Annotated in this window: 12 protein-coding genes; 9 read left to right on the top strand and 3 right to left on the bottom strand. The window is 65.9% G+C overall.

The genetic code is table 11. The annotated features are described in order from the left end of the window. Positions 1-12: 12 nt before the first annotated feature. From IB229_RS19895 to IB229_RS19875, 5 genes are all read left to right on the top strand, one after another. On the top strand, positions 13-1,476 hold the full coding sequence (locus IB229_RS19895; protein ID WP_192331677.1) for an aspartate aminotransferase family protein: 1,464 nt from the start codon (positions 13-15) through the stop codon (positions 1,474-1,476). Between the two features lie 2 nt (positions 1,477-1,478). Continuing rightward, the gene (locus IB229_RS19890) at positions 1,479-2,087 is read left to right on the top strand and encodes a hypothetical protein (protein WP_192331676.1); all 609 of its coding nucleotides are present in this window, start codon (positions 1,479-1,481) and stop codon (positions 2,085-2,087) included. A gap of 224 nt (positions 2,088-2,311) precedes the next feature. Continuing rightward, complete coding sequence (locus IB229_RS19885; protein ID WP_192331675.1) at positions 2,312-3,346, top strand: AraC family transcriptional regulator; 1,035 nt, start codon at positions 2,312-2,314, stop codon at positions 3,344-3,346. 337 nt (positions 3,347-3,683) lie between these two features. After that, positions 3,684-5,084 carry a flavin-containing monooxygenase gene (locus IB229_RS19880; protein WP_192331674.1) on the top strand — a complete coding sequence of 467 codons (1,401 nt, stop codon included), beginning with the start codon at positions 3,684-3,686 and terminating at the stop codon, positions 5,082-5,084. Between the two features lie 128 nt (positions 5,085-5,212). Continuing rightward, positions 5,213-6,061, top strand: coding sequence for an SDR family NAD(P)-dependent oxidoreductase (locus IB229_RS19875; RefSeq protein WP_192331673.1), 849 nt, complete (start codon positions 5,213-5,215; stop codon positions 6,059-6,061). Between the two features lie 37 nt (positions 6,062-6,098). Here IB229_RS19875 and IB229_RS19870 read toward each other — a convergent pair whose 3' ends face one another. After that, entirely contained in the window at positions 6,099-6,560 is a 462-nt protein-coding gene (locus IB229_RS19870) for a phosphotransferase system, HPr-related protein (RefSeq protein ID WP_192331672.1), read from the bottom strand. 260 nt (positions 6,561-6,820) lie between these two features. On the opposite strand from IB229_RS19870, the gene IB229_RS19865 reads away from it, so the two are divergent. The 3 genes from IB229_RS19865 (at position 6,821) to IB229_RS19855 (ending at position 9,966) form a co-directional block, all read left to right on the top strand. Beyond that, on the top strand, positions 6,821-7,966 hold the full coding sequence (locus tag IB229_RS19865; protein WP_192331671.1) for a two-component system sensor histidine kinase NtrB: 1,146 nt from the start codon (positions 6,821-6,823) through the stop codon (positions 7,964-7,966). A gap of 167 nt (positions 7,967-8,133) precedes the next feature. Further along, positions 8,134-9,579, top strand: a complete 1,446-nt coding sequence (locus IB229_RS19860; protein ID WP_192332020.1) for an ATPase domain-containing protein — start codon at positions 8,134-8,136, stop codon at positions 9,577-9,579. Between the two features lie 21 nt (positions 9,580-9,600). Continuing rightward, on the top strand, positions 9,601-9,966 hold the full coding sequence (locus IB229_RS19855) for a response regulator (RefSeq protein ID WP_192331670.1): 366 nt from the start codon (positions 9,601-9,603) through the stop codon (positions 9,964-9,966). 180 nt (positions 9,967-10,146) lie between these two features. Here IB229_RS19855 and IB229_RS19850 read toward each other — a convergent pair whose 3' ends face one another. Continuing rightward, a complete protein-coding gene (locus IB229_RS19850) occupies positions 10,147-10,647 on the bottom strand; it encodes a single-stranded DNA-binding protein (RefSeq protein WP_192331669.1) in 501 nt (166 codons plus the stop codon). A gap of 9 nt (positions 10,648-10,656) precedes the next feature. Next, on the bottom strand, positions 10,657-12,051 hold the full coding sequence (locus IB229_RS19845) for an MFS transporter (protein ID WP_192331668.1): 1,395 nt from the start codon (positions 12,049-12,051) through the stop codon (positions 10,657-10,659). A gap of 135 nt (positions 12,052-12,186) precedes the next feature. Between IB229_RS19845 and uvrA the strand changes: the two genes are divergently transcribed. Continuing rightward, a complete protein-coding gene (uvrA, locus tag IB229_RS19840; protein WP_192331667.1) occupies positions 12,187-15,021 on the top strand; it encodes an excinuclease ABC subunit UvrA in 2,835 nt (944 codons plus the stop codon). Positions 15,022-15,069 lie beyond the last annotated feature (48 nt).

Raw genomic sequence — 15,069 nt, 5'->3', positions numbered from 1 at the left:
AGAGAGAACGCCATGAACGCCTCCACCCAGCCCGACCCGCGCACTTCCGGCATCTCCCACTGGCCGGACACCGACGTCATCGATGCGCGTCTCAAGGCGCTGATCAAGCAGCCGATCCGGCCGATCCGCCGCGAGAACATGGACAAGGTGCTGGGCTACTTCGACAACCAATGCCGCGCCTCCAAACAGCTGGCGCTGAATGCCGCGCAGGTCATCCCCGGCGGCATTCAGCACAACCTGGCATTCAACTACCCCTTCGCCCTGGCGATGAAGAGCGCCCGGGGCGCGCACTTGGAAGACATCGACGGCAACCGCTACATCGACTTTCTCCAGGCTGGCGGCCCGACGCTGCTCGGCAGCAACGATGCGGTAGTGCAGGAGAAGGTCATCGAGACCCTGCGCGAGTGCGGCCCGGTCACCGGCCTGCTGCACGAGTACGAGGTCAAGCTGGCCGAACTGGTCTGCCGCCACGTGCCCTCGGTGCAGATGTTCCGCATGCTCGCCTCCGGTACCGAATCGGTGATGGGCGCAATCCGTCTGGCCCGCGCCTACACCGGCAAGAAATGGGTGATCAAGATCGGCGGCGCCTACCACGGCTGGAGCGACCAGCTGGTCTACGGCATGCGCATCCCCGGCACCGGCCGGCGCGAGGCGGTGGGCATTCCCAGCGGCGCCACCAGCCACACGCAGGAGAGTTTTCCCAACGACCTCGGCGCCCTGCGTCGGCGCCTGCAGCTCAATCGTCTGCGCGGCGGCACGGCGGCGATCATCGTCGAGCCGCTCGGCCCGGAAAGCGGCACGCGCCCGGCACACAGGGACTTCAACGCCAACCTGCGCAAGCTGTGCGACGAGTTCGGCGCGCTGCTGATCTTCGACGAAGTGGTCAGCGGCTTCCGCGTCGGCCTGTCCGGTGCCCAGGGCTACTTCAACGTGCTGCCGGACCTGACCATCTTCGGCAAGTGCCTGACCGGCGGCTACCCCATGGCCGGCGGCATCGGCGGCCGGCGCGAGGTGATGATGCTGCTGGCTGGCGGCATTGGCGGCAAACAGACCAAGCGCGCCTTCGTCGGCGGCACCCTGACCGCCAACCCGCTGTCCTGCGTGGCCGGTTACTACAGCCTGATCGAGATGGAGAAACGCAACGCCGCGGCCGTCGCCGGGCGGGCCGGCGACCGTTTGACCGCCGGCCTGGGGCAGATCATCGAGCGCCGGGGTCTGCCCTACGTGGTCTACAACCAGGGCTCGGTGGTGCACCTGCAAACCTCCGGCGTGCTGCTGCTCAACGTGCGCAACCCGATCCAGCTGCTGCGCGAGGTCAACCCGCGCAAGCACATGATGGAAGAGATGGGCGCCGCCTACATGGCCCACGGCCTGGTGACCCTGGCCGGCAGCCGCATGTACACCAGCGCCGCCGACACCGACGAGATCATCGACGAGGCGCTGAACCGCTTCGACGATGTGTTCGGGCTGGTCTGAACATGCACGAGGTACTGCTCCAGGCTGCCGAACGCCTGACCGCCAAGGGCTTCCTGCATCCCGGCGATGCGCTCTCCTTGCGCCTGCCGGGCACCAGCCGCCTGCTGTTTCTCAGCCAAGGCGAAGCGCCACGCGAGGTCGAATTGGCCGACGCCGAGCCGGGCCTGTGCGCCGTGCACGCCGAGGTTTACCACCGGCGCGGTGATGCCGGCGCCGTGGCCACCCTCAGCCCGCGCTGGAGCCTGCAACTGGACGCGCTGGGCGAAGCGATGCCCTCGGTGTTCGACGAACAGGCGCGGCACATCGGCCGCTCCTGGGCGCCGGCCCACGCCGCGCAGATGCCGGGCGTGCTCGCCGGCGGCGGCAATGCCGGGCTGGTCGACGGGCGCCTGCTGGCCATCGGCGTCACCCGCAACCGCATGCTGTTCAACGCCGAACTGTTCGAGAAGTGCGCCATGGCCTACGTGCTGGCCCGGCTCGGTGGCGGGCGGGTGAAGCAGGTGCCCTGGTGGGTACGTCTGATCGCAGGCCGGCGCCTGACCAAGGACCAGGCCAACGCCGCCGCCAGCCATGCCGCCGGCGAACAGGCAGCGGAGCTTGGCGCCTACTAGAGAATACGAAACCGCAGGGCGCGCCATGCGCACCGATGCCCACGCACAACTCCAGGTGCGCACGGCGCACCCTACGGATAGGCGACGCACCCCAGACCACTTGCTGGCTGGCGCCGCGACGAACACCCGTGCTACCTATGAAAACGGCGCCCGAAGAGGCGCCACATAACGAAAAGAACCAGGCTCTCGACGCCGAATGACAGCCTCCTGCCAGGAGCGTGCCCATGAAACCCATCGCCGACCCGCGCTACTCGGAGGCCTCGGCGCCGCCGCAGATCTCGCGTTTTCTCCTGCAGCACGTCGCCGCGCTGGGGCGTGACCCGGCGCACCTGTGCCGCGGCCTGGGCTTCGAGCCGGATGACCTGAAAAAGCCCGGCTATCGGCTGTCTTACCGGCAGAGTTACCTGCTGGTGCGCCGCGCCCTGCACAGCCTGGATGACAGCGGCCTGGGGCTGGCGGTCGGCAGCCGCCAGACCGCGGTGTCCTGGGGCCTGGTCGGCATGGCCATGCTCGCCAGCCCGAGTCTCGGTGAGGCACTCGACCTGGCCCTGCGCTACCAGCGTCGTACCGGCGCCCTGCTCGACTACGAAATGGAACTGCGCGGCGACAAGTGCCTGATCTTCGCCAGCACGCGCTTCTTCGACCCGGACGTGGCGGTGTTCTACCTGGAGGAAGCCTTTTCCAGTTGCCAGGCCATCGTCCGCCACCTCTCCGGCGAGACGCTGCACCTCAACGCCATAGAACTGGAGTACCCGCGCCCGGCCCATGCGCAACGCTATGCCGAGCTGTTCGACTGCCCGGTGCGCTTCGGCGCCGGGCACAACCGCATCAGCTTCGACGCCCGCTGGCTGGAGCTGCCGCTGCCGACCCGCGACGATTACGTCGCCGCCGAAATCGCCGCCCTGCTCGACAGCGAGCGCTGGGACGAACAGGGCACGTCCGACCTGATCGAGACCATCCAGCGCGAGATCCGCAAGAACCTCTGCAACCCGCCGCCGCTGGCCGACCTGGCGCGCCAGCTCAACCTCGGCGAGCGCACCTTGCGCCGGCGCATCGGCGATGCCGGGCTGTCCTACCACGGCATCGTCGACGCCCTGCGTCGGGCCAAGGCCCTGGCCCTGCTCAGCCACCGCGACAGCCGCCTGATCGACGTCGCCAGCGAAACCGGCTTCAGCGATGTGCGCAACTTCCGCCGCGCCTTCAAACGCTGGACCGGCGTGGCCCCACGCGAAGCCCGCCGGCAGATCCACCCGGCCTGACTGCCCCCTCTCCCTCCGGGAGAAGCTGGGGTGAAGGATTGGCGACCACGCGCCCATCTACCCTCACCCGCCCTTCGGGCACCCTCTCCCGGAGGGAGAAGGAAAAGCTCCGCCGCTACGACTTCACTCCGCGCCGCTCAAACGCAAGGCACTCTCCGACACTGCGCCCGGCGCCATGAACGCACCTCGCCCCACTCTTCGAGCCCTCTCTTGCAAAAAAAGAAGGAAGCCACACCTGTCCATTTCGGCCCCCTTTCGCGGCCATCGCGCCCCTGCTGAGCATTTCCCGCCTTGGCTACCGTGAGCCCATCGCCCACCACCGAGAGCGGAGAGCCCCGTGAGCACAGAGAACATCACCATCCAGGATTGCGGCGACGCCGTGTGCATCATCGGCGGCGGCCCCGGCGGCCTGTGCATGGCCCGCGCGCTGAAGCGCCAGGGCCTGCACTACGAACAGTTCGAGCGCCACAGCGATGTCGGCGGCGTATGGGACATCAGCAACCCCGGCACGCCGATGTACGAGTCCGCGCACTTCATCTCCTCGCGTGACCTCTCCGGTTTCCTCGATTTCCCGATGCCCAAGCACTTCCCGGACTACCCGAGCAACCGGCAGATCCTCGAATACGCCCGCGCCTTCGCCCGCGCCTTCGACCTCTACGACAACATCCGCTTCAACACCGCCGTCGAGCACGTGTTCAAGCGCGACGACGGCCGCTGGCTGGTTACCCTGGCCGGCGGCGAGCAGCGTTGCTACCGCGCCGTGGTGTGCGCCACCGGCTGCAACTGGGACCCGAACATGCCGACCATCGAAGGCCAGTTCAACGGCGAGATCCGCCACTCGGTGACCTTCAAGCAGGCCGATGAATTCAAGGGCAAGCGGGTGATGATCGTTGGCGCCGGCAACTCCGGCGCGGACATCGCCTGCGACGCCGCCACCCACGCCAGCAAGGCCTTCATCAGCCTGCGCCGCGGCTATCACTTCATCCCCAAGCACTTGTTCGGCCTGCCCGCCGACGAGGTCAGCGAGAAAGGCCCACAGCTGCCGATCTGGTTGGTGCGTCCGGTGTTCAGCCTGATCCTGCGCCTGATCAACGGCGACGTGACCCGTTTCGGCCTGCCCAAGCCCGACCACAAGCTGTTCGAGAGCCACCCGCTGATGAACACCCAGCTGCTGCACTACCTGCAGCACGGCGACATCGAGGCGCGCCCCGACGTGGCCCGCTACGAGGGCGACGAGGTGGTGTTCAAGGATGGCCGCCGCGAAGCGCTGGACCTGGTGATCTACGCCACCGGCTACAAGTGGAGCTGCAAGTACGCCGCCGACTACTTCGAGTGGAAGGGCGGACGCCCGCAGCTGTACCTGTCGATCTTCAGCCGCCAGCACCACAACCTGTTCGGCATCGGCTACCTGGAAACCAACTCCAGTGCCTACAAGCTGTTCGACAACGAAGCCCACGCCGTCGCCTGCTACCTGCGCGACCAGCTGCAGCGCCCCCAACGCTCCCGCGAGTTCGAGCAGCTGATCGCCCATGACGACCCGGACCTTACTGGCGGCATCAACTTCATCCAGTCGCAGCGCCACGAGGTGTACCTGGAAGTGCACGCGCTGAAGACTCAGCTGCGCAAGCTGCGCCAGCGCTTCGCCTGGGGCGAGCTGGACGACGGCTACTACGCCGCGCTGCGTAAGCACGCGGGCTTCTCCGGCGTGCCGTTGAAGCCGGTAGAAACCGCCGTCTAGGCAATCGCCAATGCTGCTCTCGTAGGGTGCGCCCACCACGCAGCGACACCCGGTGCGCTTGGCGCACCCTACGCGGGAGCCGCTTGAAAAACCGTGGCCTCGGCCCTGGCTCTCAACGAGTACCGACCATGAATGAAGTGGTAGTGATAACCGGCGGGGCCGGCGGCATCGGTCAGGCCATCTGCGCCAAGCTGATCCAGCGCGGCATGCGCCTGGTGCTGGTGGACATCGACCGCGAACGCCTGGACCAGGCCCTCGAGCGGCTGGGGCCGCAGGCCACTGCGGTAGTCGCCGACCTGGCCAACCACGCCGACCTGCAACGGCTCATCGAGCAGGTCGAGCAGCAGTTCGGCCGTCTCGACATCCTCATCAACAATGCGGCGATCACCCGCGTCGAGGCCTTCGACGAACGCTCGGTGGAGAGCATCGTCGGCGAGCTGAACATCAACCTGATCTCGCCGCTGATCCTCACGCGCCTGGCCATTCCGCTGCTCAAGCGCTCGGCCGATCCGCGGGTGATCACCACGGTGTCCATCGGCGGCATCTTCCCCATGCCGGAATCGCCGATCTACAGCGCCAGCAAGTTCGGCCTGCGTGGCGCCATGCTGTCGATCGGCCTGGACCTGGCGAACAAGGGCATCAAGGTCGGCTCGATTCTGCCGGCCGCGACGGAAACCCCGATGCTGCAACGCGAGGCCATCGAAGGTGGCAACGCCCTGCAATTCATCGACCCTCCGCAACAGCCGGAAGCGGTCGCCGACCAGGTGCTGCGCATGCTCGACAGTCCATGCCTGGAACGCACGCCCAAGGCCAGCGAGTCATGGCTGTCAGCCCTGGCGATGCTCTTCCCCAACCTGCTGCCGCGCAGTATCCGCCTGTTCCGCAAGCGCGGCGAAAAAGGCATGCAGCGCTACCTGGAATCACTCGGCCAGCGTGGCCTGGCACATCGCGTGGACGGGCGCTGGGAGCTGAAATAGCAACGCGCCCACCACACGCCGACGCGCGGAATCGCCCTCAGTCCTCTTCCTCATCCAGATCCGGGCCCTGCGGCTCACGGCCCCAGGGCTTGCCGTCCAGCGGGTCGCGCCGCGCCAACTCGGCTTCATCGAGGCCGCCGCCGGCACCAATCTGGTCGCCATCGACGATGCTCAGGTCCTGGTCCAGCGCGCCGCGCTCGCCCGGCTCACGTGGTGAACGAGCGCCACTCTCGTCGAGCAGGGTTTCCGGACTGAGGTCGTCCATGCTCACGCCGTCCTCGTGCTCGCCTTCACCCAGCGTCTCGCCACCACTCAGCCCGGCTTCGCGCACGCGCTGGTCGGAGAATTCGTGATCCTGCTCGGCCTGCGGCCGCTCATCGCCGATGCGCCCCTGGCGCTCGTCTTTGCGCGCGCTGAAATCGAGTTGCTCCAGCGAGCCCATGCGATCCTGAATGTCGTCGATTTCCCGGGGCGCCTGCGTCTTGCGTTGCGTACTCATGTCCATCTCCTGACTGATTGGCTGTCAGGGCTGTGGACTTGAGCGGTCGCGGAAAGATTCACAACAGCCGACGACCGTACCACCCGCACAACAACGGGTTGAACCAAGCGCCGTTCCTGCTGCCTAGTGCCTGAGCGTTCTACGGTGTAGCAGGTTGGCAAGCGCACAACACAGTCGTATAACTGCCGAGTGGTTCATTTTTCCCAGCAGCCGAGGCTCTACACTCCAGCCATGATCCCGCAGCGCAAGAATGTGGCCGTATGCACGCCAACGCCCCGCTGAAATCCCGCGCCCTGACCGAGCACAGCTATGAACTGCTGGTGCAGGCCGTGGTGGATTACGCGATCTACATGCTCGATACCGACGGCCGCATCGTCTCGTGGAACACCGGCGCCCAGCACATCAAGGGCTACAGCGCCGACGAAGCCATCGGCCAGCACCTGTCGATGTTCTTCACCCCCGAAGACCGCATCAACGGCAAGCCGCAGATGCTCATCGAAACCGCCATCCGCGAAGGCCGTTCACAGAACGAAGGCTGGCGCTTGCGCAAGGACGGCACGCAGTTCTGGGCGCTCGGCGTGCTCGATGCGATCTACGACGAGAACGGCACGGTGATCGGCCTGGCCAAGATCACCCGCGACATGACCGAACGCCACGAGTCGCAACTGCACATGGAGACCATGCGCGCCCAGCTGTTCCAGGCGCAGAAAATGGAGGCCCTGGGCCAGCTTACCGGCGGCATGGCGCATGACTTCAACAACCTGCTCACGGTGATCATCGGCGCCTCGGCCATGGCCCTGCGCAACCCGAGCCCGGAGCGCCTGAACAGCCTGCTCGAAAGCATTCACGATGCCGGCATGCGCGGCAGCCAGCTGACCGGGCACCTGCTGACCTTCGCCCGGCGCCGCGATCCCGACAACCAGGCGGTGGACCTCAACGAAACCCTGGTCTCGGCCCGCCGCTTCCTGTCCCAGGCGCTGCCGAAAAAGACCCAGCTGGACATCGCGCTGGGCGAGCAGCTGCACATGGTCGAGGTCGACTCCAGTCAGCTGGAGCTGGCGCTGCTCAACCTGATCTTCAATGCCCGCGACGCCATGGAAAACGGCGGGGTGATCCTCCTGCGTGCGCAGAACCGCACACTGCACGGCGAGTGGGATGACCTGCACGGCGAGTTCGTCGAAGTCTCGATCAGCGACTCCGGCCCCGGTATCGACGGGCCGACGCTGGAACGCATCTTCGAACCGTTCTTTACCACCAAGCGCTTCGGCAAGGGTACCGGACTCGGGCTGAGCCAGGTGTATGGCTTCGTCAAGGGCTGCAAGGGTTCGATCCGCGTCGACAGCCTGGTCGGCCAGGGCACCACGATGATCCTCTACCTGCCGGCCAGCCGGAGGGGACACAGCTGAGCCAGGCACGCGCCAGCCTGTTCGTTCGGCATGTATGCGGGTAAAGTGGAGCCCTGTTTTTTCGGTTGGTCCGGCATCCCCCTCCGCCGCACCCTGTGCGCCAGGCGGTCCCGCTTGCCCAAGAGCACCAGCCACTCTTCAGCGTATTTTTTATTGAGGCAGGCCAGATCTTGGAACAGCTAAAACGCCTTCAAAGCGGAATCGAAGGACTCGACGCTCTGTTGAAAGGCGGCTTGATCGCAGGATCGTCGTACATCGTCCAGGGTCGCCCGGGATCGGGCAAGACCATCCTGGCCAACCAGATTGCCTTCAACCATGTGCGCAACGGCGGTCGTGTACTGGTCGCCACGCTGCTCTCGGAGTCCCACGAGCGTCTCTTCCAGTTCCTCTCCACGCTGCGCTTCTTCGACCCGTCCCGGGTCGGCAACGAGATCCAGTTCGTCAGCGCCTTCGACACCCTGGAAAACGAAGGCCTGGATGAAGTGGTCAAGCTGTTGCGCCGCGAGATCAGCCGGCAGAAGGCCACGGTGCTGATCGTCGACGGCCTGCTCAACGCCCGCTCGAAGGCCGACAACCAGATCGACACCAAGAAATTCATTTCCGAGCTGCAGGGCCACGCGGCCTTCGCCGGCTGCACCGTGCTATTTCTCACCAGCTCGCGCCTGGACGATGGCAGCCCGGAACACACCATGGTCGATGGCGTCATCGAGATGGGTGAAGAGCTGCACGGCACCCGTTCGGTACGCCGCATCCAGCTGCGCAAGACCCGTGGCAGCGGCGCGCTCTCCGGCCTGCACGAGTGCGAGATCACCGACGACGGTCTGGTCGTGCACCCGCGCCTGGAAAGCCTCTACAGCCGTCCGTCGCAGCAGGACAGCGCCGATCTGACGCGCATCCCCAGCGGCATCGACAGCCTCGACACACTGGTCGAAGGCGGCCTGCCGGCCTCGTCGGTCACTCTGGTCATGGGGCCGTCCGGCATCGGCAAGACCAGCCTCGGCCTGAGCTTCCTGGCCAAGGCCACCCCGGCAGAACCGGCGCTGCTGTTCGGTTTCTACGAAACGCCGCAACGCCTGCGCCTCAAGGCCCGCTCCATGGGCATCGACCTGCAGGCCCTGGAAGACAGCGGCACCGCGCACATCGTCTGGCAGCCGACCACCGAAGGCCTGCTCGACGGCCTCGGCGCCCGCCTGCTCAAGGCGGTGGAGAAACACGGCAGCAAACGCGTGCTGATCGACAGCCTCGGCGGCATGGCCCGCGTAGCCAGCAGCCCGGCGCGTCTCAACGAATTCTTCAGCGCGCTGATGAGCGAGCTGCGCGGGCGCGGCGTGACGGTTTTCGCCACCTGGGAGATGCGCGACCTGTTCGGCTCCGAGATCCTGTCACCGGCTCCGGAGCTGTCGAGCATCGTCGACAACCTGCTGCTGATGCGCTTCGTGGAAATGAACTCTGAACTAAAGCGGGTCCTGTCCATACTTAAGATGAGAGACAGCTTCTACGACCCTGCGCTATTCGAGGTCGTCATCAGCCAGAATGGCATCGCCCTCAACAAGGCCTTCAAACATGCAACCGCCGTATTGTCTGGCACTGCCACCCCGGCTCCAGACGCATGACTCCAGCCAGGCCCATGTGAAATGACGACCGTCCTGATAGTCGATGACGAATATTTGATCGCGGATATTCTCGGCTATGCCCTGGAAGACGAAGGCTACATGGTGGTCAAGGCCGGCAATGGCCGCAAAGGCCTCGAGGTGCTCGACCGCGAGCGCCCGGAGCTGGTGATCACCGACTTCATGATGCCGGTCATGGACGGCCTCGAGTTCGCCCAGGCGATACGTGCCAGGCCGGCGTCCTCCGACCTGCCGATCATTCTCATGAGCGGCGCCCACGGCAGCATTGGCCGCGGCAGCCCCGAGCTGTTCGCCGCGGTGTTCGACAAGCCCTTCGACGTAACCAAGGTCATCGCCCTGGTCGAGCAACTGATCGGCCCGGCGAACTGACGCCCGCGGGCGCGACGCAGCCTGATCACCCTTCTCTACTCACACACCACGCTCATCGAGCGCGCACGTGCCCGCGCCTGATCGTTGCGCAGGAACAGCCGCCCGCACCTCGCTGCGCCCTTCTTCAGACAGTAAAAAGCCCGCACGGGGCGGGCTTTTCTTCGGTCAACGTGCAGCGACTCAGAACGGGATGTCGTCGTCGAAGCTGTCGTAGTCCGGGGCCGGCTGCTGGGCGGCCGGTTGCGGCGTCGGACGCTGCTGCGGCGCGGACTGCTGCGGTGCCGGGCGCGACTGCTGCTGACGCGGGGCGTACTCGCCACCACCTTCGCTGTTGCCACCACGGCCGCCGAGCAGCTGCAGAGTGCCGTTCATGTCGACCACGATCTCGGTGGTGTAGCGCTTGACGCCGTCCTTCTCCCATTCGCGAGTCTGCAGGCGACCCTCGATGTAGCACTGACCGCCCTTGCGCAGGTACTCACCGGCGATTTCCGCCAGCTTGCCGAAGAACACGATGCGGTGCCATTCGGTACGGTCCTGCTGCTGACCGGTCTGCTTGTCCTTCCAGCTGTCGGTGGTGGCCAGGGTGATGTTGGTCACCGCATTGCCATTGGGCAGGTAACGGGTTTCCGGGTCGCCGCCGACGTTGCCGATCAGAATGACTTTGTTAACCCCACGGGCCATTTCGTTCTCCTAAGCTGAATGCGTCTCCGCGGCCTCTTCGAGCACACGCTCGAGCAACTCGCGGTCCAATTGTTGGGTGTCCACTTTGATGTACAGCGCGGCCTCCTCGGCCACCACGATGGCGTCGCTGACGCCGGGTATTGCGAGGAGTCGTCCCACCAGCGCGCTATCGGCCAGGGCGTTGGCCATGAGCGGCCGGCGCAGACTGGTGACATAAGGCGGCTCGCGCATAGTAGCAGCTGCCAGCAGCCAAATAACCCCCAGTACCGCACAGCCGACGAACACCAGCGCGAGCCCGCCATGCTGGTACAACCACCCGCCGAGAATGCCACCCACGGCGGCGCCGAGGAACTGGCTGGTGGAGTACACGCCCATGGCCGTGCCCTTGCCGCCGGCCGGCGCCACCTTGCTCACCAGCGACGGCAGCGAGGCCTCCAGCAGGTTGAAGGCGGTGAAGAACAGGATGAAACCGAATACCAGCGCCGAGAGGCTGTGGCCGAAGGCCCAGAAGTACAGCTCGCACAGCACCAGCATCAGCACTGCGCCACTCAGCACACGCTTCATCTGGCGTTTCTTCTCGCCATAGATGATGAAGGGCACCATGCCGAAGAAGCCGATCAGCAGCGCGCTGAGATAGACCCACCAGTGCTCGTCCTTGGCCAGCCCGCCCTGGTCCACCAGTGCCAATGGCAACACCACGAAGCTGGCCATGAGGATTGCGTGCAGCACGCCGATGCCCAGGTTCAGGCGCAGCAGCTCGCCATTGCGCAGGGTCGGCAGCAGCGCCTGGCGTGCCACACCGGACTCGCGGTGCTGCAGCGTGCTGGACGCCCGCGGCACGACGGCGGCGATGATCAGCATGCCCAGCAGGGCCATGCCGGCGGTGGCCCAGAACAACCCGGCCAGGCCGTAGGCACGGGTCAGCAGCGGGCCGACCACCATCGCCACGGCGAACGACAGGCCGATGCTCATGCCGATCATGGCCATGGCCTTGGTCCGGTGCTGTTCGCGGGTGAGGTCGGAGAGCAGCGCCATCACCGCCGCGGAAATCGCGCCGGCGCCCTGCAGCACGCGCCCGGCGATCACACCCCAGATCGAATCGGCGGTGGCGGCCAGCGCGGCGCCGGCGGCGAAGATCAGCAGGCCGACATAGATCACCGGCAGACGGCCGATGCGGTCGGAAATGATGCCGAAGGGAATCTGCAGCAGGGCCTGGGTCAGGCCGTAGGCGCCGATGGCCAGGCCGATCAGGGCGGGCGTCGCGCCGGCCAGGTCCATGCCGTAGGTGGCGAGCACCGGCAGGACCATGAACATGCCGAGCATGCGAAAGGCGAACACCAGAGCCAGGCCACCGGCGGCGCGGGTTTCACCGGCGCTCATGCGCTCGCTGTGCGGATCATGCATCGTCAGAACCTGAAGCAGTTAAAACCGGCGGCGATTCTAGCAGTCCAACCCCCGACGGCACAGCAGCGTCGCTTTGCCGCAGCGCTGCGGCGCCCCGTATACTCGTTCGTTTTCCGCCCGCCATGCGAGGCCGTCTTGGACAAGATCCTGATTCGTGGGGCTCGAACCCACAACCTGAAGAACATCGACCTGACCCTGCCACGCGACAAGCTGATCGTGATCACCGGCCTGTCCGGTTCCGGCAAGTCCTCGCTGGCCTTCGACACGCTGTATGCCGAGGGCCAGCGCCGCTACGTCGAATCGCTGTCGGCCTATGCCCGGCAGTTCCTGTCGATGATGGAAAAGCCCGACGTCGACACCATCGAAGGGCTGTCGCCGGCGATCTCCATCGAGCAGAAATCCACCTCGCACAACCCGCGCTCGACCGTGGGCACCATCACCGAGATCTACGACTACCTGCGCCTGCTCTACGCCCGCGTCGGTATTCCACGCTGCCCGGATCACGACCTGCCGCTGGAAGCCCAGACCGTCAGCCAGATGGTCGACCAGGTGCTGGCCCTGCCCGAAGGCGCCAAGCTGATGCTGCTGGCCCCGGTGATCCGCGAGCGCAAGGGCGAGCACCTCTCGGTGTTTGAAGAGCTGCGCGCCCAAGGTTTCGTCCGCGCCCGGGTCAACGGCAAGCTCTACGAACTGGATGAACTGCCCAAGCTGGATAAACAGAAGAAGCACTCCATCGACGTGGTGGTGGACCGCTTCAAGGTCCGCGGCGACCTGCAACAGCGCCTGGCCGAATCCTTCGAGACCGCGCTCAAACTGGCCGACGGCCTCGCATTGGTCGCCCCCATGGACGACGAACCGGGCGAGGAAATCATCTTCTCCGCGCGCTTCGCCTGCCCGGTCTGCGGCCACTCGATCAGCGAGCTGGAACCCAAGCTGTTTTCCTTCAACAACCCGGCCGGCGCCTGCCCGACCTGCGATGGCCTGGGCGTGAAGCAGTTCTTCGACACCCGCCGCCTGGTCAACGCCGAACTGACCCTGGCCGAAGGCGCGATCCGCGGCTGGGACCGGCGCAACGTCTACTACTTCCAGATGCTCGGCTCGCTCGCCGCACACTATGGCTTCAGCCTGGAAGTGCCGTTCGAGGAGCTCAGCCAGGAGAACCGCCAGGCGATCCTCCACGGCAGCGGCAAGGACAACGTCGAGTTCCGCTACCTCAACGACCGCGGCGACATCGTCAAGCGCGCGCACCCGTTCGAAGGCATCGTGCCGAACCTCGAGCGCCGTTACCGCGAAACCGAATCGACCACCGTGCGCGAGGAGCTGGCCAAGTTCCTCAGCACCCAGCCCTGCCCGGATTGCCGTGGCACGCGCCTGCGTCGTGAGGCACGGCACGTCTGGGTTGGCGACAAAACCTTGCCGGCCGTGACCTGCCTGCCGATTGGCGACGCCACCGACTACTTCGGCGGCCTGGCGCTGACCGGCCGCCGTGGCGAGATCGCCGACAAGATCCTCAAGGAAATCCGCGAGCGCCTGCAGTTCCTGGTCAACGTCGGCCTCGACTACCTGACCCTGGACCGCAGCGCCGATACCCTCTCCGGCGGCGAAGCGCAGCGCATCCGCCTGGCCAGCCAGATCGGCGCCGGCCTGGTGGGCGTCATGTACATCCTCGACGAACCCTCTATCGGCCTGCACCAGCGCGACAACGAACGCCTGCTCGGCACCCTGCGCCACCTGCGCGACATCGGTAACACGGTGATCGTGGTCGAGCACGACGAGGACGCCATCCGCATGGCCGACTACGTGGTCGACATCGGCCCCGGCGCCGGCGTGCACGGCGGGCGCATCGTCGCCGAGGGCACCGCCGCGGAAGTCATGGCCCACCCGGACTCGCTGACCGGCAAGTACCTGTCAGGACGCGAGAAGATCCGCTACCCGGCCCAGCGCACACCACGCAACAAGAAGCTCGCACTGAAGATCAAGGGGGCACGCGGCAACAACCTGCGCAACGTCGATCTGGAAATTCCGATCGGCCTGCTGACCTGCGTCACCGGCGTGTCCGGCTCGGGCAAGTCGACGCTGATCAACAACACCCTGTTCCCGCTCGCCGCCACTGCACTGAACGGTGCAACCACCCTGGAAGCCGCGGCCCACGACAGCATCGACGGCCTGCAGCACCTGGACAAGGTGGTCGACATCGATCAAAGCCCGATCGGTCGCACACCGCGCTCAAACCCGGCGACTTACACCGGCCTGTTCACACCGATCCGCGAGCTGTTCGCCGGCGTGCCGGAATCACGCTCGCGCGGCTACGGCGCCGGGCGTTTCTCCTTCAACGTCAAGGGCGGCCGCTGCGAAGCCTGCCAGGGCGACGGCCTGATCAAGGTGGAGATGCACTTCCTGCCGGACATCTACGTGCCCTGCGACGTGTGCAAGAGCAAGCGCTACAACCGCGAAACGCTGGAGATCAAGTACAAGGGCAAGAGCATCCACGAGGTCCTGGAAATGACCATCGAGGAAGCGCGCACCTTCTTCGACGCGGTGCCGGCGCTGGCGCGCAAGCTGCAGACGCTGATGGATGTCGGCCTGTCCTATATCAAGCTGGGCCAGTCGGCGACCACCCTCTCCGGCGGCGAGGCGCAGCGGGTCAAGCTGAGCCGCGAGCTGTCCAAACGCGACACCGGCAAGACCTTGTACATCCTCGATGAGCCGACCACCGGCCTGCACTTCGCCGACATCCAGCAATTGCTCGACGTGCTGCACCGCCTGCGCGACCACGGCAATACCGTGGTGGTAATCGAGCACAATCTGGACGTGATCAAGACCGCCGACTGGCTGGTCGATCTCGGCCCGGAAGGTGGCTCCAAGGGCGGCCAGATCATCGCCAACGGCACGCCGGAAGAGGTGGCGGAGATGACCCAGTCGCACACCGGCTACTTCCTCAAGCCGCTGCTGGAGCGCGACCGCAGCTGATACTCCGCAGTAACGAAAAAGCCCCGGCATGCCGGGGCTTTTTCATGG

The organism is Pseudomonas sp. PDM14, assembly GCF_014851905.1.
Lineage (GTDB): Bacteria > Pseudomonadota > Gammaproteobacteria > Pseudomonadales > Pseudomonadaceae > Aquipseudomonas.
This window is presented reverse-complemented; position numbering and strand designations above follow the sequence as displayed.